This is a genomic window from Stenotrophomonas sp. BR163 (assembly GCF_047520985.2).
GTDB lineage: Bacteria > Pseudomonadota > Gammaproteobacteria > Xanthomonadales > Xanthomonadaceae > Stenotrophomonas > Stenotrophomonas sepilia.
This window is the reverse complement of the sequence record NZ_JAXBRE020000034.1, coordinates 1-24,798: the sequence shown is the minus strand read 5'-3', so window position 1 is coordinate 24,798 and position 24,798 is coordinate 1. Positions and strand designations below refer to the sequence as shown.

Here is a 24,798-nt window from a genome sequence, read left to right as displayed (position 1 = left end):
CACGATGCTGGTCTATTCCCACCCGTCCTGCCTGCTGCATGACCCCGGTCCCGGCCATCCCGAATGCCCGCAACGGCTGCAGCAGGTGCTGGACGCGCTGCACACCGCCTTCCCCGGCCAGCTGGACTGGCGCGAGGCGCCGCCGGCGAAGTTCGGCGAACTGACCCGGGTCCACGACAGCGCCCTGCTCGACTTCGTGCTGCAGCCGCAGACCGCACCGCTGCGCCAGCTGGACATGGACACCTGGACCTCGCCGGGCTCGGCCAGCGCCGCCGTGCACGCCGCCGGTGCCGGCGTCGCCGCAGTCGATGCGGTGATGCTGGGCGAGGACCCGCTGGCCTTCTGCGCGGTGCGGCCCCCGGGCCACCACGCCACCAGCAGCACCGCGATGGGCTTCTGCCTGCTCAACAACATTGCCATTGCCGCGGCCCATGCCCGCGACCGCCATGGGCTGGAGCGGATCGCGGTGGTCGATTTCGATGTCCACCATGGCAACGGCACCCAGGACATCTTCCAGCACGACGCCCGGGTCTCCTACTACAGCACCCACCAGGCCGGGCTGTTCCCCAATTCGGGCCTGCGCCGCGACCGCGGTGCCGGCAACCTGATGAACATCCTGCTGCCCCCCGGCAGTGGCGGTTTCCGCTTCCGCAACGTGTGGGCCGACGAGATGCTGCCGGCCATCGACGACTTCCGCCCGCAGCTGCTGCTGATCTCGGCCGGCTTCGATGCCCACCTGCGCGACCCGCAGGCCGACCTGATGCTGGAAACCGACGATTTCGCCTGGATCACCCGGGAACTGCATGCGCTGGCGCGCCGCCATGCGGCCGGCCGGGTGGTCTCGATGCTGGAAGGCGGCTATGACCTGCAGGCCCTTGCCGAGTGCAGCGTGGCCCATGTCCGGGCCCTGCTGCTGCCCCCTCCCGGCAGCGTCTCCGGATGAACCCGAGCCGGCAGGCTCCGGCGTCCTTCATTGCCCCTATGCAAGGGATGGGGCAAGCTACCGTCCGTTTTCGCCCGAATCCGAACCGCGTGCGCCGAGCCCTCCGCCTGCTTCCCCTGCCTCTGAGCATCGCCATCTGCCTGCCGGCAATGGCCGATGAAAAGCCGCTCAACTGGGGCCTGTGCCCGGCTACCGACGTGATTCCCGCGTTCACCGATGCCCCCACCCCGGTCCCGGGGCAGGACAAGGCCGCCGCCAGCGCTGCGCGCGAGCAGCAGCCGACCGACATCGAGGGTGACCAGCTGCTGGGCACGACCACCGTGCCGCAGTACGAAGGCAACGTGGCCCTGCGCCGCGGCGACCAGTTCGTCGGCACCGACAAGCTCAGCTTCGATACCGAGAGCGGCAACTACATCGCCGACGGCAATGTCCGCTACCAGGACTCCTCGATCCGCATGGTCGCCAAGCGCGCCGAGGGCAACCAGGAAAGCGACACCCACAAGATCACCGACATCAAGTACCAGCTGGTGTCGCGCCGCGGCAACGGCGATGCCGAGTCGGTCGACCTGCAGGGCGCGGTCGGCCAGATGCACCGCTCCACCTACACCACCTGCGACCCGTCACAGCCGGTGTGGAAACTGTCGGCGCCGCAGATCGAAGTGGACAACGACGAGGGCTTCGGCACCGCCCGCAACGCCGTGCTGCGGATCGGCAAGGTACCGGTGCTGTGGGCGCCGTACTTCAAGTTCCCGATCGATGACCGGCGCAAGACCGGCCTGCTGTTCCCGCAGCTGGGCATGTCCGGGCGCAACGGATTCGACTACGCACAGCCGATCTACTTCAACCTGGCGCCGAACTACGACGACACGTTGACCCCGCGCTACATGAGCCGGCGCGGCCTGATGCTCGACAACGAGTTCCGCTATCTCTACAACGGCGGCCGCGGTGAACTGCTGACCGCGTTCATGCCCAACGACAAGCTGCGCGACCGCGACCGCGGCCGGGTGATGTTCAGCGGTTACCACAACGTGGACAGCCACTGGCAGGCCCGCGCCAACCTGGCCTGGGTCAGCGACGAGCGCTATGTCGAGGACTTCGCCAACCGCCTGGTCGGGGTGACTGCCTCGAACCTGCAGAGCACCGTGGGCCTGTACGGCACCGGCCGGAACTGGACGGCCGGCATCATGGCCGACCGCTGGCAGCTGACCGACTACACGCTCAATGAAAGCGCGCTGCCGTACAACCGCCAGCCGCGCCTGTACCTCAACTGGGACAAGCCGGTCCTGCCGTGGCTGGAAACCGGCATCTATGCCGAAGCCGTGCGCTTCACCCACGACGACATCAACTTCAAGTACGGCGCTGATGCGGGGCCCGACCTGCAGTACACGCGCAACGGCCAGACCCAGCGCATGTACGGCGGCTCGCGCCTGGACGTGAAGCCGTACGTGTCGTTCCCGATCAGTGGCGCGGCCTGGTACGTCACCCCGACCCTGGCCTACCGCTACACCGGCTACGACCTGGACCAGGGCCTCGCTGACAGCGTCCGCCGCAACGTGCTGGCCTCGCAGGGCATCGACCCGAACACCGCCACGCCGGAGCAGCTGCGCGGCAACAAATCGCCCAGCCGCAGCCTGCCGATCGGCAGCATCGACGCCGGCCTGTTCTTCGATCGCGAGACCACCATCGGCGGCAAGTCATTCCTGCACACGCTGGAACCGCGCCTGTTCTACCTGCGCACGCCGTACCGCAACCAGGACGAGCTGCCGATCTTCGATACCCGTGACTTCACCTTCAGCTGGGGCCAGCTGTTCCGCGACTCGCGCTACACCGGCGCCGACCGCCAGAACGATGCCAACCAGCTGACCTTGGCACTGAGTACCCGGTTCATCGACCAGACCACCGGCAAGGAACGGTTCTCGGCTTCGATCGGCCAGATCCAGTATTTCGACGAGTCGCGGGTGACCGTCACTCCGGGCGGCGCGCCGGTGGAAAAGGGCAAGTCGGCGTGGATCGCCGACGGCAACTACATGATCAACGACCGCTGGACCTTGGGTGCCACCTATCAGTGGGACCCGAAGTACAAGCGCGAGGATCTGGCCAGCGTCCGTGCCCGCTACCTGATGCCCAACGATGGCGTGATCAACCTGAGCTACCGCTACCGCATCAACTCGGGCGCCCCGGCCACCGCCAACAAGCACGACCGTACCCTGCTGGAACAGGCCGACCTGTCGTTCCTGTACCCGCTGAATGCGCGCTGGAGCCTGGTCGGTCGCTACTACTACTCGCTGCAGGACAAGGAACCGCTGGAAATCATCGCCGGCGTCCAGTGGGACAGCTGCTGCCTGGCCGTGCGTGCGGTCGCCCGCCGTTACGTCCGCAACCGCGAAGGCGAGATGAACAACGCCATCCAGCTGGAGTTCGTGCTCAAGGGCCTGAGCTCCCTGGGGCAGGACACGGACCGTACCCTGCGCCGTGCTATCCTCGGCTACAACCGCGACGACCTCTATCTCGTGCCGCCGAGCAACACCGGGGCGACCCGGGATGACTACGATCCGAACCTGATCCCATGACCAAGCGCTTCCCCGTTCTTCTCGCCTCGCTGCTGGCGGTGTCCAGCGTGTCCGCCCCCCTGCAGGTGCTTGCCCAGGAGGCGCAGCCGCTTGACCGCATCGCTGCCGTCGTCGATGAGGACGTGATCCTGCAGAGCGAGCTCCAGCGTGCGATCGCCAACATCAAGGCGCAGTACGCTGGCCGCGAAAACCAGCTTCCGCCGGAAGACGTGCTCAGCCGCCAGGTGCTCGAACGCCTGGTGCTGGTCAAGCTGCAGGTGGCCCGCGCCCAGGGCAGCGGGATCCGTGTCAGCGACCAGGAGCTGAACCAGGCGATGAACGCCATTGCCCAGCAGAACGGTTCGAACCTGGACGCGCTGCGCCAGCGCCTGGCCCATGACGGTATCGATTTCAACGATTTCCGTGCGTCGGTGCGTGACGAGATCACCGTGCAGCGCCTGCGCCAGAGCTTCGCGCAGAGCCGCATCAGCGTCAGCGAGGGTGAAGTCGACGCCGCGCTGAAGCAGCAGGCCACGGTAGGCAACCAGTACCACCTGGCGCACATCCTGATCGCCCTGCCCGACGGTGCCAACGCCGACCAGATCGCCACCGGCCAGAAGAAGGCCGATGGCGTGAAGGCCCTGCTGGACAAGGGCGAGCTGGACTTCAACGCGGCGGCCGTGCGCTATTCGGACAGCCCGAACGCACTGGAAGGCGGCGATCTGGGCTGGCGCAGCCTGGATGAAATCCCGCAGGCCTTTGCCCAGTTGATGGAAAAGATGAAGCCGGGCGAGGTGGTCGGCCCGATCCGCGGCCCGAGCGGCTTCCAGCTGCTGAAGCTGGTGGAAGTGCGTGACAGCAGTTCCGCCGCCGGTGAGCAGACGGTCACCGAGTACCACGGCCGCCACATCCTGGTCCGCGTGGACGACAACCAGACCGATGCCGCTGCCAAGGCCAAGATCGATACCCTGCGCGCCCGCATTGCTGGCGGCGCCGACTTCCAGACCGTTGCCAGGGAGTCCTCCGAGGACAACAACAGCAAGGGCCAGGGCGGTGATCTCGGCTGGTTCCCGGCTGACGCGTTCGGTCCGGCCTTCGGCCAGCAGGTGAGTGGCCTGCAGGATGGTGGCGTCAGCCAGCCGTTCCGCACCGACGCCGGTTGGCACATCGTGCAGCGCGTGGCGACCCGCCAGACCGACGTGACCACCGACAACCAGCGTGCCCAGGTCCGCGAGACCATCGGCCGTCGCAAGCTGGAAGACGAGTACAACCGCTTCCTGCAGGAACTGCGTGGCGAAGCCTACGTCAGTTTCCGCAGCGGCGACCGCGCGGAAAACACCGCCACTCCGCCGCAGTCCTGACCGATGCGCCCCGAGCTCGCTCTGGTACCGGGCGAGCCCGCCGGGATCGGCCCGGAGCTGTGTGTCCGCCTCGTCCAGCAGCCGCGTGAAGATTGCCGGCTGCTGGCCTTCGCCGACGCGGACACCCTGCGCGTGGCCGCGGCCGCGCTGAACCTGCCCCTGCAACTGCTGCCCGAGGACGCCGAAGCACGCGTCCCGGGCGATCTGCGCCTGCGCGCCGTCCGCAACGCGGCGCCCAGCCACTTCGGCCAGGCCGATCCGGCCAACGCCAGCGCGGTCATCGGTGCCCTGCTCGGCGCCGGCCAGGCCTGCCTGTCCGGTGAACTGCACGGTGTGGTGACCGGCCCGGTGCACAAGGCGGTCATCAACGAAGGCGGCATTGCCTACAGTGGCACCACTGAACTGCTGGCCGACCAGGCCGGAGTGAAGGTGGTGATGATGCTGGCCAATCACATTGTCCGCGTGGCCCTGGCCACCACCCACCTGCCGCTGCGCGAAGTGGCCGATGCGATCACCGCGCCCAGCCTGGAACACACCCTGCGTACGGTGCATGCCGCGCTGCGCCGCGAGTTCGGCCTGCCTGAGCCGCGCATCGCGGTGCTCGGGCTGAACCCGCATGCCGGCGAAGACGGCCATCTGGGACGCGAGGAACTGGACCTGGTCATCCCCCTGCTGCAGCGCCTGCGCGCGGAGGGCATGGACCTGGTCGGCCCGCTGCCGGCCGACACCGCCTTCCTGCCGGCCAAGCTGGCCGGCTTCGACACCGTGCTGGCGATGTACCACGACCAGGGCCTGCCGGTGCTGAAGTATTCCGGCTTCGAGCAGGCGGTGAACCTGACCCTGGGCCTGCCCTACCCGCGCGTGGCGGTCGACCATGGCACCGCGCTGGACCTGGCCGGCCGCGGCATCGCCGATCCTTCCAGCCTGCAGGCGGCAACGACGCTGTGTGCGCAGCTGGCGCGGCAACGTACACTGAGCGCATGAATTCCCCGCATTCCCCCTCCGGCCCGGTGTTCACCGCACCGGCCAAGAAGCAGCTTGGCCAGCATTTCCTGGCCGATCGCCACTACATCGACAAGATCGTGATGGCGGTCAATCCGAAAGATGGTGACCGCCTGGTTGAAATTGGTCCAGGCCAGGGCGCCATCACCCTGCCGCTGCTGCGCGTGCACCCGAAGCTGACGGTGATCGAGTTCGACCGCGACCTGATCGCGCCGCTGACCGCCGCCGCCGAGCCGCTGGGCGAGCTGACCATCGTCCACCGCGACGTGCTGCGCGTGGACTTCACCGAATTGGCCGATGGCCAGCCGATCCGCCTGGTCGGCAACCTGCCCTACAACATCTCCTCGCCGATCCTGTTCCATGCGCTGGAGCATGCCGCGGTGATCCGCGATATGCACTTCATGCTGCAGAAGGAAGTGGTCGACCGCATGGCGGCCGGCCCCGGGAGCAAGGTGTATGGCCGCCTCAGCGTGATGCTGCAGGCCTACTGCCAGGTGACCTCGCTGTTCGTGGTGCCGCCGGGCGCGTTCCGGCCGCCGCCGAAGGTCGATTCGGCCGTGGTGCGGCTGGTGCCGCGTGACCCGGCCTCGATCAGCATCAATGACCACACGCGCTTCGCCGAGGTGGTCAAGGCCGCCTTCGGGCAGCGCCGCAAGACCCTGCGCAATGCCCTGAACAACGTGGTGTCCGCCGAGCAGTTCATCGCTGCCGGCGTGCGTCCCGATACCCGCGCCGAACAGCTGGACGTGGCCGAATTCATCGCTTTGGCCAATGCCTCCTGATTACACTGCCGGTATGGAAGACGCTGACGTATATGCCATCTCCGTCGAAGTCGCGCCGCGCTTCCTCGACGATCAATCCGCGCCGGAAGACGGTCGCTTTGCGTTCGCCTACACGATCCGCATCCACAACCAGGGGCGGGTCGCCGCACGCCTGGTCGCACGCCACTGGCGCATCACCGATGCCAATGGCCGTGTCGAGCATGTCGATGGCGACGGGGTGATCGGCGAGCAGCCGCGGCTGCGCCCCGGTGAAGACTTCCGTTACACGTCCGGTGTCATGCTGGGGACCGATCACGGGACCATGCAGGGGCACTACGACATGGTCGCCGACGATGGCACCGAATTTGCCGCGCCGGTCGCACCGTTCGTGCTGGCCGTCCCGCGTACCCTGCACTGACACGGAGGCCGAACGATGAGTGTGTGGGCGATCGGCGACCTGCAGGGCTGCTACGACGTGACCCAGCGGTTGCTGGAGAAGATCCGCTTCGACCCGGCCCAGGACACCCTGTGGTTCTGCGGCGACCTGGTCAACCGTGGCGGCCAGTCGCTGGAAACGCTGCGGCTGGTGCATTCGCTGCGCGAGCACAGCGTGGTGGTGCTGGGCAACCATGATCTTTCGCTGCTGGCCGTCGGTGCACGCACCGAAGAGGAGCAGCGCAAGGTCAACCCGGACCTGCTGCGCATCGTACAGGCCGAGGACCGCGACGAACTGCTGGACTGGCTGCGCCTGCAGAAGCTGGTGCATGTGGATCGCGAGCTGGGCTGGATGATGGTGCACGCCGGCCTGGCGCCGAAGTGGACCACGCAGATGGCAGAGAAGCACGCCGCCGAAGTCGAGGTGCAGCTGCACGGCGCCGGCTACCGCAAGCTGTTCCGCAACATGTACGGCGACAAGCCAAGCTGGGCGCCGAACCTGTCCGGCTACGACCGTTCGCGTGCGATCATCAACGTGCTCACCCGCATGCGCTACTGCACCCCGCGCGGGCGCATCGGCATCGAGGACAAGGGCACCCCTGGCACGCAGGAACAGGGACTCTACCCCTGGTTCGAAGTACCTGGACGGGTCGAGCGCGACCTCAAGATCGTCTGCGGCCACTGGTCGGCGCTGGGCCTGACCATCACCCAGGGCGTGCACGCCATCGACACCGGCGCAGTCTGGGGCGGCAAGCTGACCGCGATCCAGCTCGATACCGACGAGCTGCGCGTGGTGCAGGTACCGGGCCGTGATGTACCGGCACCCGTACCCCACGCCCGCCCGCCGGCGCGACCGGCACACGAGCGCCCCGCCGCTGCGGTGCAGGGCAAGGAACAGGGCGGCGGCAACGCCGCTGCTGCCAACCCGGGCAACCGTGGTCCGCGCCGTCGTCGCCGTCGAGGTGGTGGCGGTGGAGGCTCCGGTGGACCCCACAACAACGGCGCCGCGCCGCAGGCATGACGCGGCGCGGCTGGGCACCATGGAGGGTGCTGCTGCTGACGCTGGCCCTGGCCAGCGGCTGCCAGCCTGCTTCGCCCCCGGCTCCCACCGGCGGCGGAAATGCCGCCCCCACGCCATCGCAGCCGCAGGCCCCTTCACCACCACTGGTGGCCGCAGCGCGCGCACAGATCGGCGTCACCACCCGTTACGATCCCGCCTACCAGGTCCTGTCCTATCCCGGCGGCGACGTCCCGCTTGATCGCGGCGTGTGCACCGACGTGGTGGTGCGCGCCCTGCGCAGCCAGGGCCTGGACCTGCAGGCGCGCGTGCATGAAGACATGCGCGGCAACTTCAGCGCGTATCCCGCGATCTGGGGCCTGTCACGGCCGGACCGCAACATTGATCATCGGCGTGTGCCGAACCTGATGCGCTGGTTCGAACGGCAGGGCTGGCAGCAACCGATCACCGCCCTCTCCACCGACTATGCGGCCGGTGACATAGTGGCCTGGAAGCTCAACGGCAACGGTCTGCTGCATGTCGGCATCGTCTCCGACCGGAGGCTGGCCAATGGCACACCGCTGGTGCTGCACAACATCGCACGCGGCACGCGTGAAGAGAACCTGCTGTTCCAGCACGCGATCATCGGGCACTACCGGATGCCGTAGGCCCCTGTAGAGCTGGGCCATGCTCGGCTACGGGAGGGGTCAGGCAACAGCAGCCGAGCATGGCTCGGCTCTACAGGAAACCATCCTCAGCGGCGCACGTAATGCACGAAACGGAACGCGTAGGCATGGCGGTCATCGGCCGGGTGCGGCTCGCTGCTCACTTCCCGCCAGTCCTGCACGGCCACCTCGGGGAAATGGGTGTCGGCGGGGACTTCGGCATCGACCCAGGTCAGGTACAGGTCGCTGGCCCGGTCCAGCAGCTGACGGAAGATCTCGCCGCCGCCGATGATGCACAGCTCGCTGGCGCCCTCGCCTTCGGCAATCGCCTTCGCCTCGTCCAGCGACGCCACCGCGCGCATGCCCACGAACGGCACCTGGCCGCTGCGGGTCAGCACCAGGTTGGTGCGCCCCGGCAGTACGCGGCCGATCGACTCGGCCGTCCTGCGCCCCATCAGGATCGGCTTGCCCAGGGTGAGCGCCTTGAAATGCTTGAAATCATCCGGCAGGTGCCAGGGCATCGCATTGCCCTGGCCGATGCCACGGTTGCGGTCCAGCGCCACGATCATCGAGAGCTTCATGGCACTCACACCGCCACCGGCGCCTTGATCGCCGGGTGCGGGTCATAGCCGTCGATGCGGATGTCGTCGAACCGGAAGCCGAACAGGTCGCTCACCTCCGGGTTCAACCACAGCTTCGGCAGCGCGCGCGGTTCACGCGAAAGCTGCTCGCGCGCCTGCTCGAAGTGGTTCGAATATAGGTGCGCGTCGCCCAGCGTATGCACGAAGTCGCCCACGCCCAGGCCCGTGGCCTGCGCCACCATGTGGGTCAGCAGCGCATAGCTGGCGATGTTGAACGGCACGCCGAGGAAGATGTCGCCGCTGCGCTGGTACAGCTGGCAGCTGAGCTTGCCGTCCACCACGTAGAACTGGAACAGGTTGTGGCACGGCATCAGCGCCATCTGCGAAAGCTCGCCCACGTTCCAGGCGCTGACCACCAACCGGCGCGAATCGGGGTTGCGCTTGATCTCGTCCACCAGCCACTGCATCTGGTCGATCTCGCGGCCATCGGCGGTGGCCCAGCTGCGCCACTGCCTGCCGTAGACCGGGCCGAGGTCGCCGTTCTCGTCGGCCCACTCGTCCCAGATGCGTACCTGGTTGTCCTTCAGGTAGCCGATGTTGGTATCGCCCTTCAGGAACCACAGCAGCTCATGGATGATCGAGCGCAGGTGCAGTTTCTTGGTGGTGACCAGCGGGAAACCTTCATTGAGGTCGAAGCGCATCTGCCAGCCGAACACGCTGCGGGTACCGGTGCCGGTGCGGTCGCTCTTCTCGGCGCCGTGCTCGAGCACGTGCGAGAGCAGGTCCAGGTAAGCCTTCATGCCTTGCCCTCGGCAGCCACCGGCAGCTGCGGCTGCAGTACCGGCGCGCGGCGCGACATCGCCAGCAGCACCAGGCCGAAGGCGATGAGCGGCAGGCTGAGGATCTGACCACGGGTCAGCCAGTCGAAGGCCACATAGACGCCGTTGTCGGGCATGCGCACGAACTCCACCGCGAAGCGGAACAGGCCGTACATCAGCGCGAACAGGCCGCCGACCAGGTAACGGTGGCGCGGCTTGGCCGACACCGTCCACAGCACCACGAACATCACCAGGCCTTCCAGGAACGCTTCATACAGCTGCGAGGGATGGCGGGCGAACTGGTTCAGCGCGCCGGTGGCGAACTGCGCCTGCAGGGTCGCGTGGTCCAACTGGTTCAGCGGCGCCGGCAGGCCCGACGGGAACACCACGCCCCAAGTGCCGTCGGTGTACTTGCCCCACAGCTCGGCGCCGATGAAGTTGCCGATGCGACCAAAACCCAGGCCCAGCGGTACCAGCGGCGCCATGAAATCCATGGTGTCGAAGAAGTGCAGCGCGTGTTTGCGCGACCACCACCAGCAGGCACCCAGCACGCCCAGCAGGCCGCCATGGAAGCTCATGCCGCCGTCCCACACCTTGAACAGCAGCAGCGGGTTGTGCAGGAAATCCCCCAGCGCGTAGAACAGCATGTAGCCGATGCGGCCGCCCAGCACCACGCCGAGCATGGCGTAGAACAACAGGTCGGAGAAGCCGTTGGCATCGACGCCCGGCAGGCGCCCGGCGGCGATGCGCGTGCGGCCCAGCAGCCAGGCCGCAGTGAAGCCGAGCAGGTACATGATGCCGTACCAGTGCACCTTGATCGGCCCCAGCGAGAGGGCGATGGGGTCGATGTCGTGGAAATAGATCATGGAAGGTGCCTTGCGGTTGAACGCCTATTCTCGGGCCAGTGCCGCCCCGGCTCAACCAAGGAGCTGGGGCGAGTTCGGCAACGCGTCATCGTTCGACCGCGTCGAGGCCGGAAAGTGCCCTTCGATCAGGCTGGAGACCTCGTCGATGGCATCCTGCAGCGCTTCCACCGGATTGGAACCACGCAGGCCCTCGCGCAGATGGGTGCAGACCCGCTGCCACTGCGCCGGGCTGACCCGGCCATGCAGGCCGCGGTCGGCGACGATCTCGATGGCATGGTCGGCCAGCAGCAGGTAGATCAGCACGCCGTTGTTGTGGGCGGTGTCCCAGGTGCGCAGGCGTGCGAAGGCATGCTCGGCGGCCTGCCTCGGGGTGACCTTGTGCCACAACGCGGCCAGCGGCAGATCAGCCTCCACCGCAAACATCACCTGACCGCCGTGGCGCTGCTCACCGGCCGCGATGGCCTCGGTGATCGCCTGCAGCGTGGCTGGCGGGAACGCGCGACGTACCGACGGCGAACATACATGACGGAACAGACGTTGGATCATCACCAGCCTCCCGAAGCGCCACCGCCACCGGAACGGCCACCGCCGCCGCCCCAGCCGCCACCACCGCCGAATCCACCACCACCGCCGAAGCCGCCTCCCCCGCCCCAGCTGCCACCGCCCCAGCCACCACCGCCGGCAAAGCGCCCCGGATGACCGGACAGCATCGCCACGATCAGGCCAACCACGCCGGCCAGGCCACTGGCCAGCAGGGTGGAGGTGAACAGGAACGCCGCCACGGCTGCGCCAGCGCCGCCGAGCAGGCCACGCAGCGGGCGCGGCACGCGCGCGAACACGCCGCGCAGGATGCTGCCGGCGAACACACCGATGAACAGCGCCAGAAACCAGGTATCGCCGCCGCCACCCGGCTCGCGCCCACGATGACCACTGACCGGTGCCGGCAGCGTTTCGCCATCGATCAGCTTGACCAGCACGGCGGTGGCATCGGTGATGCCCCCGGCGTAGTCGCCGGCGCGGAAACGCGGCACCAGGTATTCCTGGATGACCCGGTTGGCGATGGCATCGGGAATCGCGCCTTCAAGACCGTAACCCGGCTCGATCCGCACGCGCCGGTCGTCCTTGGCCACCACCAGCAGCACGCCGTCATCCACGCCCTTGCGGCCGATCTGCCACTGGTCGAAGACCCGCGTGGTGTACTGCGCGATGTCCTCCGGCTGGGTGGTGGGTACCACCAGCACCTGCAGCTGGCTGCCCTTGCGCTGTTGCAGGTCCAGCGCCTGGTGCAGCAGTGCCTGCTTCTGCGCGGCATCCAGCGTGCCGGTGGTGTCGACCACCGGCGAATCCAGCGCCGGAATCGGCGCCAGCTGCTGAGCCTGCGCTGCCAGCGGCAGCCACAGCAGCAGAGCCAGCAGCGCGGTGGCCAGGCGCATCGGTCAGTGGCCCGGCTGCGGTGCCGGCTGCTGCTGCGGCGCGTTGCCGAAATCCACCGCCGGTGCGTTGGAGATCTGCGCCTCGTTCTCCACAGTGAAGTTCGGCTTGGTCTTGTAGCCGAAGATCTTGGCGGTGATCACCTGCGGGAACGAGCGGATGTAGGTGTTGTAGTCCTGCACCTGCTGGATGTAGCGGCCGCGGGCAACGGTGATGCGGTTCTCGGTGCCTTCCAGCTGGGCCTGCAGGTCGCGGAAGTTCTGGTCGGACTTCAGCACCGGATAGTTCTCGGTCACCACCAGCAGCCGCGACAGCGCGCTGCCGAGTTCACCCTGGGCCTGCTGGAACTGCTTGAGCGAGGCTTCGTCATCGGCGTTGACGTTGATCTGGCCGACACGCGAGCGGGCGTTGGTGACTTCGGTCAGCACGCGCTCTTCCTGGCTGGCGAAACCTTTGACGGTCTGCACCAGGTTGGGCACCAGGTCGGCGCGGCGCTTGTACTGGTTGAGTACTTCGGACCAGCTGGCCTTGACCGCCTCATCCTTCTGCTGGATGGCGTTGTAGCCGCAGCCGGACAACAGGGAGGCCAGCAGCATCAGGGGCAGGACACGGGTGAACAGGCGCATGGCGGAGGTTCCGGGTGGACTTGGCGCAGAGCATGCCATGGTTCGGGTGAAAGACCGGCCATCGGGCGCTGCCCCCTCCGCGGTGTGGTCCAGCCAGCTCGGGGTGGGCCGGGAGGGTGGGTCGGCTGGGGGCCGCTGCAAGTACGTCCATGTAAGCTCGGTCGCCGCATCCATGCGGCTCACGCCCCCAGCCGACCCACCCTCCCGGCCACGGACAATTTCCTGCGCACCGCGGGAAGATCAAAAGAAAAATCAAAAGCAAAAGCCGGTTCTTCAGGCATTCGTGTCGACCAAGGTCGACACCTACCAAAGCAGAACGCCGTTCCGACCGATCGCGGCAATCTGTCGGAGGCGGGGCGGTGTGGGTTGGCAGGACCGTTGGCGCCATGGATGGCGCCATCGAGCCCCCATGGATGGGTTCACGGCGTGTCCTGCCAACCCACACCGCCCCGCCCAACCCTCAGAAAACCAGCGCCGGCTGTTGCGGTTGCTGTTGCTTCGGCGGTTGCCTTCGCCTTTAACGGGTGCAGGGCTGCAAGCCCTGCCGGAATCCAACACCCCTCAGCAGGCCTCGACCACCGCAGTGCGGGGACGCCCAAGCCATGCCAGCAGCAGGCCCGATGCCGCCAGCAGGCCACCGGCCACCGGAATCGCGGCGTAGCCCAGGCCCGAGCTGATCACCGCACCACCCAGCGCGGCACCCACCGCATTGCCGAGGTTGAACGCACCCACGTTGATCGACGACGCCAGGCCCGGCGCCTCGCTGGCCACCTGCATCACCCGGATCTGCAGCGGCGGCACGAGGGCGAAGGTCGCCGCACCGAACAGCAGTACACCCAGCGCCGCGGTGGCGTGGCTCATGAAGGCCAGCGGCAGCACGAACATCAGCACCGCCAGGGCAGCCAGCAGGATACGGGTGGCGCCATCGAGCGACCAGTCAGCCATGCGCCCACCGATGCCGTTGCCGAGGGTGAAGCCGATGCCGATCAGGGCCAGCGACACCGCGATGAAGGCATTGGAGGCGCCGGTCAACTCGGTCAGCACCGGTGCGACGTAGGTGTACAGCGTGAACATCGCACCCGCACCAAGCACGGTGGTGGCCATGGCCAGCAGCACCTGCGGCTGCAGGATCGCCTTCAGTTCGCGGCGCACGTCCGGGCGCGGTCCCGGCGCAGACGCCGGCAGCGCAAAACCCAACGCAGTGATCGCGATCAGGCCCAACGCCGCAGTACCGGCGAAGGACAGGCGCCAGCCCAGCTGCTGGCCGACCCAGGTCGCCAGCGGCACGCCACCGATGTTGGCAATGGTCAGGCCCATGAACATGGTGGCCACGGCAGCAGCCTGCTTTTCCTTTGGCACCAGGCTGGCGGCGACCACCGCACCGATGCCGAAGAAGGCACCGTGGTTGAGGCTGGTGACCAGGCGCGACAGCAGCAGCAGCCCGTAGTTCGGCGCCAGCGCGGACAGCAGGTTGCCGACCACGAAGATCGACATCAGCAGCATCAGCGCGGTGCGCTTGCCGAAACGCCCCATCAGCAGGGTCATCACCGGCGCGCCCAGCATCACGCCCACGGCATAGGCGGTGATCAGCATGCCCGCAGTGGGGATGCCAACGCCGACGCCGTCGGCGATGACCGGCAACAGGCCCATCGGGGCAAACTCGGTGGTTCCGATGGCGAAGGCGCCAACGGCAAGCGCCAGCAAGGCGGCTCTGGAATTCATGGGGGAGTCCTGGGGGGCGGGAATCGGGAGTGCGTAGCCTGCGCGCTTTGCTGCGCCGGATTAAGCCTCGCCCCGGGAAAACACTGTTGATCCTCGTTCACAAGTGGAGGCCGGAACGCAGCCACAAGTGCAAAAACCGCAGTTCCGGTGTTGAGCCGAGCCCATGCTCGGCTGCTTCCTGCCGGTCAGCCGAGCACGGGCTCGGCTCTACAAGGCAGAACGAAGAACCCCCGGCGTTGGCCGGGGGTTCGGGTCATGCGCTTACCAGTCGCCGGCACCCGGCACGTGGTGCTCGCGGGCGCGGCGGCGCATCAGCAGGTTCAGCCACTCCACCAGCACCGAGAAGCCCATCGCGGCGTAGATGTAGGGCTTGGGAATGTGCACGTCCAGGCCATCCAGGATCAGCACCGCACCGATCAGCAGGATGAAGGCCAGCGCCAGCATCTTCACGGTCGGGTTGGCGTCGATGAACCGGCCCAGCGGGTTGGCGGCCAGCAGCATCACCGCTACCGACAGCAGGATCGCGGCGACCATAACCGGCACGTGGTCAGCGATGCCGACCGCGGTGATCACCGAGTCCAGCGAGAACACGATGTCGATGACCGCGATCTGCGCGATCACGTAGCCGAACACGGCCGAGGTCTTGGTCGTGCTCGGATCTTCATCTTCGCCACCGGTGATCATTTCCTTGATTTCCATCCAACCCTTGATGATCAGGAACAGGCCACCAACGATCAGCACCAGATCGCGGATGGAAATGCCCATGCCGGCCACGGTGAACAGGTTCGCCTGCATGTGCGCCAGGTACGCCAGCGATACCAGCAGGCCGATACGGGTGATACAGGCCACCGCGATGCCGAGCCGACGCGCGAACGGGCGGCGGTGCTCTGGCAGCTTGCTGACGGCGATGGAGATGAACACCAGGTTGTCGATGCCGAGCACGATTTCCAGCGCGCTCAGCGTGAACAGGGTCAACCAGACATTCGGATCGGCAAGAAACTCAAGGGACATGGGAACTCTTCAACAAGGGGGAATGAGGGATCAGCCGTATTTGCCGGCCATTGCATGCGGGACCACGACCAGCGCCCAGCACAGCAGCACGTTCATCATCAGCACGAACACCGCCGCCGAGCCCATGTCCTTGGCGCGGCCGGCCAGCTCATGGATCTCGCTGCCGTAGCGTTCGATCACCGCTTCGATGGCCGAGTTGGCCAGCTCCATCGCCAGCACCAGCAGCATCGAGCCGATCAGCAGCGCGCGTTCGACCGGCGTCTGGCCCAGCCAGATCGCAATCGGCGTCAGCAGGATCAGCAGGTAGACCTCAAGCCGGAACGAGGACTCGTGCAGCCAGGCAGCGCGCAGGCCCTGCCAGGACCAGCGGGCGGCCTGGAAGATGCGGCGCGGGCCGCGCGGCAGGTGGCCGAACTGATCAGCCACGGGTGGAACATCCAGCAACGGGGGCGCGGCGCAGCGACCGCTCAGACGCACGGCAGGGAATCATGGGTGCACAGGAATAGGCAGATGGCGGCCATTTTGCCACAAGGCCGCCAACCGCAGCCCGCGCCGGCCCGCTGAACGGCCTGCCAGGGGCAAGCAACGGCCCGGGCATGCTCCTATGATGGATGCCCCTTGCCTGCTGGAGCGCCTGATGTCCCGTCGCCGTACCTGCCTGTTGATGCTGGGCCTGCTGACTGCCGCACCGCTGGCCCAGGCGCTGAGCCCGGCCGAGTCGCCCCGTGTGCCAGAACAGGTCTCCAACGTGGCCTGGGCCGGCGACATGGCCCGCTTCGCCGGCGCCGACCAGTCCAACCCGCCGCCGCGCGGTGGCATCGAGTTCATCGGCAGCTCCTCGATCCGCTTCTGGGAAAGCCTGGCCACCGACTTCCCTGGCCAGCCAGTGTTCAACCGCGGCTTCGGCGGCTCGGAAGTGCGCGACAGCACCTGGTACGCCGACCGCATCGTGGTGCCGTATGCGCCCTGCAAGGTGTTCTTCTACGCGGGCGACAACGACCTCAACAGCGGTCGCAGCCCCGTGCAGGTGCGCGACGACGTGGTCGCCTTCGTGCAGCGCGTGCATCGCGACCTGCCGAAGACCAGGGTGGAGTACCTGTCGATCAAGCCGAGCCCGTCGCGCGCGCACCTGCTGCCGGCGATCAACGAAGCCAACACGCTGATCAAGGCTGCACTGGCGAGGCTGCCCAATACCGGCTTCACCGACATCTACACGCCGATGCTCGGCGCCGATGGCCAGCCGGACGCGACGCTGTTCCGCGAGGATATGCTGCACATGACCCCGGCCGGCTATGCGATCTGGACCAGGGCGCTGGCGCCGAAGGTCAACTGCAACTGAGCAACCCCATCCACGCATGACGTGGATCTACTGCGGATCGCGGGAAACTGTCGAAGGCGGGGCGGTGTGGGTTTGCAGGACCGTTGGCGCCATGGATGGCGCCATCGAGCCCCCAGGGGTGAGGGCGCTTTGCTTGCGAAGCACTGCTTCGCAAGCGCCCGAACGCACAGCCGCCAGCGGCTGGGCCGGTCTGGGGGTTTACGGCGTGTCCTGCAAACCCACACCGCCCCGCCATTCCACGGAATGCCCGCTTTTGATGTTGATGTTGCCTCGGCGGGTGCCGGGCGCAGCCCGGCAAAATCCCTCTACCGGAAGATCACCGTGGCCTCGGTGCCCTTGCCCGGCTCGCTGGCCAGGCTGACCTTCCAGCCGAAGCGGTCGCACAGCCGGCGCACGATCGACAGGCCCAGGCCGGTGCCCTGCGGACGGCTCGGCTCGGCGCGGTAGAACGGTTCAAACGCGCGCGACAGCGCCTCGGCGGACATGCCGATGCCGGTATCGCGCACCACCACCCGGTCATTGAGCACGTGCACGTCGATACGCCCTTCGTCGGTGTAGCTGCAGGCATTGCGCACCAGGTTGCTGACCACCACCTGCAGCACCCGCGGCGGTGCGTGCAGCTGTACCGGGCCTTCGCCGTGCAGGTGCACCGATACGGGCCGGTTGCCCAGCAGCTCGTTGGCGTTGTCCACCTCGTAGCGGACGATGTCGTTGACGTCGAACAGCTCGATCTGCGGTTCGACATCGGCCTCGCGGGCCAGGATCAGGAACGCATCGATCACCGCCTCCATGTCACGGCCTGCACGCTGGATGCGCTGCAGGCTGCGGCGCAGGCGCGGCTGCAGGGTTTCATCGCCAAGGGCCATGTCGCTGGCCACGCGGATGACGGTCAACGGCGTGCGCAGCTCATGGCTGGCATCACGGGTGAAGTTGCGCTCGCGCGCCACGTGCGCGCTGACCCGGTTGGCCAGCGAATGCAGTGCGGCCGCCAGCTGGCGGGTCTCGCCCTGCATGTCCGCCGGCAGCTTGTTCGGCTCCAGATCGGCCGCTTCGGGGTGGCCCGGGTCCCAGCGCGAGACGCGCCGCGCCAGCCAGTTCACCGGCGACACCAGTCGCTTGGAGGCACGGTAGGTGACCCAGCTGGCGCCATACACCGCCAACAGGGTCAGCAGCACCGGCACGATGCCGAACCAGAACGCCAGCATCTCCGCGCGCGAGCGCAGGAACACCAGGTACAGGCGACCGGCAGGGCGCACGTCGACCAGCACCAGCTGGTCGTCCTGGGGCAGCTCGTGGAAGCCAGGCTCCAGGGTGCGCAGGTTGGCCGGCAATGACAGTGCCGACTGCCCGCTTTCCAGCAGGTAGCCGCGGATGTTGTGGGTGTTGGGCGGCGGCTGCACCGGCGACGCCTCGTGCAGCGTCCAGTAATAGGCCGCTTCCTCGCGCAGGGCGGCGCCGACCAGGCTGTGCTTGATCACCAGCGAGACCAGCCAGGCACCGAGCAGGATGCCCAGGCTGGCCAGGACTGCCTGCAGGATGAAGGCGATACGGATCTTGCGCGGCAGGCCGTGCGGCATTGCGGGGTCCCGGTCAGAGCGCTGCGATTATAGGCAGCGCGCTGCGCCGTAGTCGTGCACGGACGCTGACCGGCGGCAGCGCCGGCCGGTCATCCGTGCCCGGTGCGGGGTCGTTGCCCGGCCGGGCCTGATGCTGCACAGGCCGGGCCCCGATCAGGCCATCGGCTGGGCAATATCGGCAATGCGATAGCCGGCGCTCTGCACGGTGTGCAGCAGCGGACGGTCGAACGGCTTGTCGATGATCTTGCGCAGGTTGTACAGATGGCTGCGCAGGGTGTCCGAATCCGGCAGGCCATTGCCCCAGATCTCGCGTTCGATCTCCTGGCGGGTGACCACGCGCGGCGATTCGCGCATCAGGATGGTCAGCAGGCGCAGGCCGATCGGCGACAGCTGCAGCTCGGTACCGGCACGGGTAGCCCGCATGCTGACCGGATCGAGCACCAGGTCGGCGACCTTCAGCACCTCCGAACCGACCTGGCGGCGTTCGCGACGGATCAGCGCGCGTAGGCGGGCTTCCAGCTCCTGGATCGCGAACGGCTTGGTCAGGTAGTCATCGGCACCGAACCCGAGGCCGGTGAGCTTGTCGTCCAGCGTGTCGCGTGCCGTGAGCATCAGCACCGGCGTGGACTTGCGCGCATCGTTGCGCAGGCGACGGCACACTTCGATGCCATCCAGGCGCGGCAACATGAGATCGAGCACCACGACGTCATAGCTGTTCTCCGCCGCGAGGCGGTAGCCATCCAGGCCGTCCTGTGCATAGTCGACTTCGAAGCCGCGACCTTCCAGGTATTCCCCGATCATCTCGGAGATGTTGCGGTTGTCTTCGACCACCAGCACCAAGCCGGAGGTCTCCTTCGTCTGACGCATGTGATTCCCTCTAACTTCAGCTTTGTGAAACATGCCGGATCGACGGTGGACGCGATGTGAAGTTCCGTCAAGAGGTACACAAACGGTTCAGAGCAGCGGCCTGAGCAGCGGCCAGACGTTGTCCAGCACCTTCGGCTGCGCCTGCGCCGTGGGGTGCAGGCCGTCGCCCTGCATCATGCCCGGCTGCAGGGCCACGCCCTCCAGCAGGAACGGCAGCAGCGGCACCTTGTACTGCGTGGCCAGCGCCTTGTAGGCCGCGGCCAGGCGCTGGCGGTAGGCCGGTCCGTAGTTGGGCGGCACGTCGATGCCCAGCAGCAGCACCTTGGCACCGGCCTTCTGGCTGGCCTGCACCATTTTTTCCAGGTTGCCCTGCACCTGCGCCGGGGTCAGCCCGCGCAGCGCGTCATTGCCGCCCAGCGCGATCACCACCACGGTCGGCTTCTCCCTGGCCAGCAGGCCCGGCAGGCGGGTCAGCGCGCCGGCGGTGGTTTCCCCGCTCATGCTGGCGTTGACGATGCGCGCCGGGGTTTTCGACTGCTGCCTGACCCGCTGTTGCAGCAAGCTGACCCAGCCGGCGTCGGCAGGGATATTGTGGGCGGCACTGAGGCTGTCGCCGAGCACCAGCACGGTGCCGGCCGGACCTTTGGCACAGGCCAGCCCCGGCAACAGCAGGAACCCTAGCAGCAGCACCATCATCGCGCCGGCTCGCCGGCTCCATCCCGTCTTGCACATTGGAGTCTCCTCATCGACAGCCTGTCCCCCCGCAGCGCGCCCGTCGCCATCGCCGTCGACCAGGTCGGCAAATCCGTGCAGGGCCCGGAGGGTGAAGTCCACATACTGGACAACATCACCCTGACCGTCCATGAAGGCACCAGCGCGGCCATCGTCGGCGCATCCGGTTCGGGCAAGACCACCCTGCTCGGCCTGCTGGCCGGGCTGGACCTGCCCAGCCGCGGCCGCATTGCGCTGTCGGGCCAGGACCTGGGCGGCCTCGATGAAGAAGCGCGAGCCCAGCTGCGCGCGCGCGAGGTCGGCTTCGTGTTCCAGAGCTTCCATCTGCTGCCGGCGCTGACCGCCGCCGAGAACGTCGCGTTGCCACTGGAGCTGGCCGGGCGCGAGGATCGCGCGCGGGTCGATGAAGTGTTGGCCCAGGTCGGCCTCTCCCATCGTGCCCGCCACTACCCGCGCCAGCTGTCCGGTGGCGAGCAGCAGCGCGTGGCACTGGCGCGTGCCTTCGTCACCCGCCCGCGCATCCTGTTCGCCGACGAACCGACCGGCTCGCTGGACCATGCCACCGGCCAGCACGTCAGCGACCTGCTGTTCGAACTCAACGCCGGCAGCGGCACCACCCTGGTACTGGTCACCCACGACCTGCGCCTGGCGCAGCGTTGCCAGTACATCCACCGCATCGATGACGGCCGCCTGCTGCCGGTCGAGCGTGGGGCACAGGCATGAACGTGCTGCGCCACGCGTGGCGCGCACTGCGCCGCGAGGCGCTGGCCGGCGACCTGCTCACCGTGTTCGCCGCACTGGTGCTGGGCGTGGCGGTGATGACCGCGGTGGGCACGCTGGTGAACCGGGTCAACCTGGCGCTGACCGGCAGCGCGGCGGAAATGCTCGGTGGCGATCTCGGCATCGCCGGGCGTGATGACCCGCCGCAGGCATTCGCCGACGAGGCACAACGGCGTGGACTGGCCTACACCCGCATCGCCAGCTTCGGCAGCGTGCTGTTCAACGGCGAGGCCAGCCAGATGGCCAGCATCAAGGCGGTGCAGGCGGGCTATCCACTGCGCGGCACGCTGCGGGTACGGGCCACGCCCGGCGGTACGTTGATCACCGATGCCGGCATGCCACCCAAGGGCCAGGCCTATGCCGACCCACGCCTGCTGCAGGGGCTCGGGCTGAAGGCCGGCGATGATCTCGAGTTCGGCGCCGGCACGCTGCGCATCGCCGGCATCATCGAGGCCGAGCCGGACACCGGTGGCGACCTGCTGACGCTGTCCCCCACCCTGCTGGTCAACCGCGCCGATGTGGAAGGCACGGGACTGCTTGGCCCCGGCAGCCGCATCAACTACCGGCTGATGTTTGCAGGACCGCCCGGGCTGGTCGCGTCCCTGCGTGAGTGGCTGCTGCCACAGGTGAAGGGCCTGCGCCTGCTGAGCGTGGATGACACCCAGCGCGGCGTGCGCCAGGCCTTCGACCTGGCCGGGCGCTTCCTCGGCCTGAGCGCGCTGCTGGCGGTACTGCTGGCCGGCGTGGCCACGGCGCTGGCGGCCAACCGCTTCGCCCTGCGCCGCATCGACCAGGTGGCGATCCTGCGCTGCCTGGGTGCGCGCCAGCGCGACATCCTGCTGGGCCTGGCACTGCAACTGCTGATGCTGGCGGTGCCGGCCTGTGCGCTCGGCATCGGCCTGGGCATGGCCGCGCAGGAAGGCCTGGTGCAGGTACTGGGCAGCCTGGTGCCGCAGCGCCTGCCGTTGCCCGAGGCGATGCCTGCGCTGACCGGCGCCGGCATCGGCCTGCTGCTGCTGTTCGGCTTCGGCCTGCCGCCACTGCTGCGCCTGCGTGGGGTGCCGCCGATGCGGGTGCTCAACCGTTCCTTCGCTGCCCTGCCGCCGGCGTCACTGCTGGCCTATGTGGCGGCGCTGGCGGCCAGCCTGCTGCTGGCGGTACAAGTCACCGGCGACCTGAAGCTGGCGTTGTGGGTGCTGGGCGGCCTGGCCACGCTGGCACTGGCCGCCGGCGTGGTCGGCTTCGTGCTGCTGCAGCTGCTGCGCGGCCTGCAGCATCGCCTGCATGGCCACTGGCGACTGGGCCTGGCCGCACTGACCCGGCGCCGCCTGCTGGCGGTGATGCAGCTGGTCGGGCTGTCGCTGTCGCTGTGCGCGTTGCTGCTGCTGGCAGTCACCGGCCCCGGCCTGCTGCAGCAGTGGCGCGAACGCCTGCCTGCGGATACGCCGAACTACTTCCTGATCAACATCCAGCCAGAACAGCGCGACAGTGTGCTGGCCGCATTGCGTGGACTGGGCGCCGGCGACGCCAGCATCGAACCGATGGCGACCGGCCGCCTGATCGCGATCAACGGCAAGCCGCCGCTGCGCGTAGACCGCGAGCCAGGACAGGACGGGCAACCGGCCCAGGGCGGCCAGCGCGATGACGATGACGAGAACCGGCCACTGAATTTCAGCTGGCGCAGCACCTTCCCGCCGGCCAATACGCTGGTCAATGGCACCTTCTGGAAAGCCGACAGCACCGCGCCGGAAGCTTCGGTGGAAATCGGCTGGGCCAAGCGTTACGGCGTGTACCCGGGCGATCGCATCACCATTGCAGTGGGCGAGCAGGAACGCGAGTTCACCGTCACCAGCGTGCGCAAGGCCGACTGGAACACCTTCCGGCCGAACTTCTTCGTGTTGCTGAACCCGAATGCGGTGGGCGACACCCCGCACAACCTGCTGTCGGCCTTCCATCTGCCGGCCGGCAAAGCGGCGGGCCTGGGCGAACTGGTACGCGCGCAGCCGAACCTGTCGCTGCTGGACGTGGATGCGGTGATTTCGCAGGTGCGCGATGTGATGGAGCGCGTGGCGCAGGCGGTGCAGCTGGTGATGGTGTTCAGCCTGCTGGCTGGTGTGCTGGTGCTGCTGGCCGCGCTGCAGGCCACCGCCGGCGAGCGTCGCTACGACAGCGCGGTACTACGCACCCTGGGTGCGACCCGACGCCAACTGCGCGGCGCGGTACTGGTGGAGTTCGGCGCGCTGGGCACGCTGGCGGCGATGCTGGCAGTGGGCGCGGCCGCTGCGATCGGCGTGGCGGTCTCGCAGAAGGTGTTCGAGCTGCCATTGCTGCCGCCGTGGCCAGGGCTGCTGATCGGCGGCGTAGTCGGCATCGGTTTGAGCCTGTTGGCGGGTTGGTGGGGTACGCGGGCGATCCTGCATACGCCGCCGGCATTGGCGTTGCGCGAGGCCTGAGGCGGCCGTGACACGCTGCGGGTGGGGCCGGCTGCATGCTGCGCGCCCCACCTAAGCGCATCCACACATGGCGTGGGTCTACTGACGAGTGGCCGGGATGATGGACGCCTGTTGCTGCGCCCAGGCCACGGTCGTGCTCATCGCGCGCTGCACGCCCAGAAGCGTTATGAACAGGCAGAGCTCGTCCTTCTCCTCGTTATCCCCTATCCGCTTACGGACTTCGCTGTATTCAGGCGGGCTGTCAAGAATGACGATACGAACGATGTTGCCGCTGGGCAGGTGCTTGGCGGAGAAGATCGGGTTGGCATCGCGATCCTTAGTGCCATCGACGAAGAACGTGTTGTAGTGCGGGCTGCGGAAGTCTTCAATGCGCAGGCTTGCCGCGTTGATTCCCGTCATGAAGTGGTCGTGGATATGCTGTTCAAGACGATCGTAGACCTGCGGATCGGACAGATAGGTATCGAACATCTGGCGTTCTGGCACGACCATCAGCAAGCCTCGTTTCCATGCATTGGAATCGCAAAGACACGAACAACTTCGTAACCGGGAGGGCCATCGGTGCGGCTTTCGCAGAAGCGAAAACCCGCGAGCAGGCCGGCATCTTCGACAACGGAGCGCACGGCGTCGATTTCCGTCGAGGTGTTGCTGCCGCTTTCGTGCCAGCGCCGGGCTCCAAATGCGATCCCCGCCGTACCTGGATAGTAGAAAACGTTGGGGAGCAGCACGCCCTCTTCCGCATACAGCTCGAAATCGGTGAAGCTCAATGCCAGTAACATCTTCGCTCCGGCTGGATCGCGCACGCTGCCGGCAATACGAACGGTCGCCAGAACTGCATGCAGAGACTGAACAGATAAGCCGATGTCCATCGAAGCCCAAGACGCGCGAGCAGCCCGTCTATCCACTGGGTTCGCGAAACAAGTGCGGCTTCCTGGAAGTCATCGATTTCGAGAAAGAAGCTGTCGATATCATCGCAGGCTTCGCCGGACAACATTTGACTGCACATGGCGGAAAGCTTCATCTGCGGCGACGTTCAATGACTGCGTGAGCGGCCACCCTACCCCATGCGCAGAAGCCGGAAAGCGGACTCGGACAAAATCCAGCGAAATGCGTCATGTCTATGCGCGCAAGGCACCAATCCGTCCGGCGACGCGCGCAGACACCGCATCGCGTCACCACCGAAAGCGTGCCGAGCAAGCTCGGCACCTACCAAGAGCACATGAACGGCCCGGCAGAGCCACGCCATGAGTGGATGCGGTTGTGGAGTCGAGCTGTGCTCGACTCC

General features: G+C 67.4%; 25 protein-coding genes. 11 read left to right on the top strand and 14 right to left on the bottom strand.

The annotated features are described in order from the left end of the window. Window positions 1–4 precede the first annotated feature (4 nt). The 8 genes from ACM0PY_RS18960 (at window position 5) to ACM0PY_RS18925 (ending at window position 8,716) form a co-directional block, all read left to right on the top strand. Window positions 5–943, top strand: coding sequence for a histone deacetylase family protein (locus ACM0PY_RS18960; protein WP_111201126.1), 939 nt, complete (start codon window positions 5–7; stop codon window positions 941–943). Window positions 944–1,032: 89 nt separating this feature from the next. Next, window positions 1,033–3,513 carry an LPS-assembly protein LptD gene (gene lptD / locus ACM0PY_RS18955; RefSeq protein ID WP_180886118.1) on the top strand — a complete coding sequence of 827 codons (2,481 nt, stop codon included), beginning with the start codon at window positions 1,033–1,035 and terminating at the stop codon, window positions 3,511–3,513. Next, on the top strand, window positions 3,510–4,853 hold the full coding sequence (locus ACM0PY_RS18950) for a peptidylprolyl isomerase (RefSeq protein ID WP_005415349.1): 1,344 nt from the start codon (window positions 3,510–3,512) through the stop codon (window positions 4,851–4,853). Before lptD ends, ACM0PY_RS18950 begins: the two co-directional genes overlap by 4 nt. Window positions 4,854–4,856: 3 nt before the next feature. Continuing rightward, the gene (gene pdxA / locus ACM0PY_RS18945) at window positions 4,857–5,837 is read left to right on the top strand and encodes a 4-hydroxythreonine-4-phosphate dehydrogenase PdxA (protein WP_414609462.1); all 981 of its coding nucleotides are present in this window, start codon (window positions 4,857–4,859) and stop codon (window positions 5,835–5,837) included. Then, on the top strand, window positions 5,834–6,637 hold the full coding sequence (gene rsmA / locus ACM0PY_RS18940; RefSeq protein WP_180886121.1) for a 16S rRNA (adenine(1518)-N(6)/adenine(1519)-N(6))-dimethyltransferase RsmA: 804 nt from the start codon (window positions 5,834–5,836) through the stop codon (window positions 6,635–6,637). The genes pdxA and rsmA overlap by 4 nt, the downstream gene beginning before the upstream one ends. A gap of 13 nt (window positions 6,638–6,650) precedes the next feature. Beyond that, a complete protein-coding gene (gene apaG, locus ACM0PY_RS18935; RefSeq protein ID WP_008268668.1) occupies window positions 6,651–7,034 on the top strand; it encodes a Co2+/Mg2+ efflux facilitator ApaG/CorD in 384 nt (127 codons plus the stop codon). Window positions 7,035–7,049: 15 nt separating this feature from the next. After that, the gene (locus ACM0PY_RS18930; RefSeq protein WP_005415345.1) at window positions 7,050–8,072 is read left to right on the top strand and encodes a symmetrical bis(5'-nucleosyl)-tetraphosphatase; all 1,023 of its coding nucleotides are present in this window, start codon (window positions 7,050–7,052) and stop codon (window positions 8,070–8,072) included. Next, entirely contained in the window at window positions 8,069–8,716 is a 648-nt protein-coding gene (locus tag ACM0PY_RS18925) for a DUF1287 domain-containing protein (RefSeq protein WP_180886122.1), read from the top strand. The genes ACM0PY_RS18930 and ACM0PY_RS18925 overlap by 4 nt, the downstream gene beginning before the upstream one ends. 86 nt (window positions 8,717–8,802) lie before the next feature. On the opposite strand, the gene ACM0PY_RS18920 is transcribed toward ACM0PY_RS18925, so the two are convergent. The 9 genes from ACM0PY_RS18920 to ACM0PY_RS18880 all read right to left on the bottom strand — a co-directional run bounded on the left by ACM0PY_RS18920 (window position 8,803) and on the right by ACM0PY_RS18880 (window position 16,194). Then, complete coding sequence (locus ACM0PY_RS18920; protein WP_180886124.1) at window positions 8,803–9,294, bottom strand: dihydrofolate reductase; 492 nt, start codon at window positions 9,292–9,294, stop codon at window positions 8,803–8,805. A gap of 5 nt (window positions 9,295–9,299) precedes the next feature. Further along, window positions 9,300–10,094 carry a thymidylate synthase gene (locus ACM0PY_RS18915; RefSeq protein ID WP_180886125.1) on the bottom strand — a complete coding sequence of 265 codons (795 nt, stop codon included), beginning with the start codon at window positions 10,092–10,094 and terminating at the stop codon, window positions 9,300–9,302. Then, complete coding sequence (gene lgt / locus ACM0PY_RS18910; RefSeq protein WP_134972818.1) at window positions 10,091–10,978, bottom strand: prolipoprotein diacylglyceryl transferase; 888 nt, start codon at window positions 10,976–10,978, stop codon at window positions 10,091–10,093. Before lgt ends, ACM0PY_RS18915 begins: the two co-directional genes overlap by 4 nt. 51 nt (window positions 10,979–11,029) lie before the next feature. After that, complete coding sequence (locus ACM0PY_RS18905; protein WP_005415340.1) at window positions 11,030–11,524, bottom strand: TPM domain-containing protein; 495 nt, start codon at window positions 11,522–11,524, stop codon at window positions 11,030–11,032. Beyond that, entirely contained in the window at window positions 11,524–12,411 is an 888-nt protein-coding gene (locus ACM0PY_RS18900) for a TPM domain-containing protein (RefSeq protein WP_235646833.1), read from the bottom strand. The genes ACM0PY_RS18905 and ACM0PY_RS18900 overlap by 1 nt, the downstream gene beginning before the upstream one ends. Before the next feature lie 3 nt (window positions 12,412–12,414). Then, window positions 12,415–13,035 (bottom strand): LemA family protein, encoded by a 621-nt coding sequence (locus ACM0PY_RS18895; RefSeq protein ID WP_069139522.1) that lies wholly within the window; start codon window positions 13,033–13,035, stop codon window positions 12,415–12,417. A 561-nt stretch (window positions 13,036–13,596) separates the two neighbouring features. Beyond that, window positions 13,597–14,757, bottom strand: a complete 1,161-nt coding sequence (locus ACM0PY_RS18890; RefSeq protein ID WP_134972584.1) for an MFS transporter — start codon at window positions 14,755–14,757, stop codon at window positions 13,597–13,599. A gap of 261 nt (window positions 14,758–15,018) precedes the next feature. Continuing rightward, the gene (locus ACM0PY_RS18885; RefSeq protein WP_072167878.1) at window positions 15,019–15,768 is read right to left on the bottom strand and encodes a TerC family protein; all 750 of its coding nucleotides are present in this window, start codon (window positions 15,766–15,768) and stop codon (window positions 15,019–15,021) included. 30 nt (window positions 15,769–15,798) lie between these two features. Further along, window positions 15,799–16,194, bottom strand: a complete 396-nt coding sequence (locus ACM0PY_RS18880; protein WP_061478360.1) for a diacylglycerol kinase — start codon at window positions 16,192–16,194, stop codon at window positions 15,799–15,801. 211 nt (window positions 16,195–16,405) lie between these two features. Between ACM0PY_RS18880 and ACM0PY_RS18875 the strand changes: the two genes are divergently transcribed. Further along, complete coding sequence (locus ACM0PY_RS18875) at window positions 16,406–17,107, top strand: SGNH/GDSL hydrolase family protein (protein ID WP_134969204.1); 702 nt, start codon at window positions 16,406–16,408, stop codon at window positions 17,105–17,107. A gap of 305 nt (window positions 17,108–17,412) precedes the next feature. Here the strand turns inward: ACM0PY_RS18875 and ACM0PY_RS18870 are convergent, their stop codons facing one another. From ACM0PY_RS18870 to ACM0PY_RS18860, 3 genes are all read right to left on the bottom strand, one after another. Further along, window positions 17,413–18,684, bottom strand: a complete 1,272-nt coding sequence (locus ACM0PY_RS18870; protein WP_005415333.1) for a sensor histidine kinase — start codon at window positions 18,682–18,684, stop codon at window positions 17,413–17,415. Between the two features lie 153 nt (window positions 18,685–18,837). Next, window positions 18,838–19,551, bottom strand: a complete 714-nt coding sequence (locus ACM0PY_RS18865; protein ID WP_002811889.1) for a response regulator transcription factor — start codon at window positions 19,549–19,551, stop codon at window positions 18,838–18,840. Between the two features lie 87 nt (window positions 19,552–19,638). After that, complete coding sequence (locus ACM0PY_RS18860; protein ID WP_134972583.1) at window positions 19,639–20,283, bottom strand: arylesterase; 645 nt, start codon at window positions 20,281–20,283, stop codon at window positions 19,639–19,641. A gap of 75 nt (window positions 20,284–20,358) precedes the next feature. Between ACM0PY_RS18860 and ACM0PY_RS18855 the strand changes: the two genes are divergently transcribed. Continuing rightward, window positions 20,359–21,006, top strand: coding sequence for an ABC transporter ATP-binding protein (locus ACM0PY_RS18855; protein WP_088497863.1), 648 nt, complete (start codon window positions 20,359–20,361; stop codon window positions 21,004–21,006). Then, window positions 21,003–23,516, top strand: a complete 2,514-nt coding sequence (locus ACM0PY_RS18850) for an ABC transporter permease (RefSeq protein WP_180885295.1) — start codon at window positions 21,003–21,005, stop codon at window positions 23,514–23,516. Before ACM0PY_RS18855 ends, ACM0PY_RS18850 begins: the two co-directional genes overlap by 4 nt. Before the next feature lie 78 nt (window positions 23,517–23,594). Here ACM0PY_RS18850 and ACM0PY_RS18845 read toward each other — a convergent pair whose 3' ends face one another. Together ACM0PY_RS18845 and ACM0PY_RS18840 are read right to left on the bottom strand one after the other, a co-directional pair. After that, window positions 23,595–23,984 (bottom strand): hypothetical protein, encoded by a 390-nt coding sequence (locus ACM0PY_RS18845; protein ID WP_495493286.1) that lies wholly within the window; start codon window positions 23,982–23,984, stop codon window positions 23,595–23,597. A 20-nt stretch (window positions 23,985–24,004) separates the two neighbouring features. After that, window positions 24,005–24,382, bottom strand: coding sequence for a hypothetical protein (locus ACM0PY_RS18840; RefSeq protein ID WP_235646835.1), 378 nt, complete (start codon window positions 24,380–24,382; stop codon window positions 24,005–24,007). Window positions 24,383–24,798: the final 416 nt, after the last annotated feature.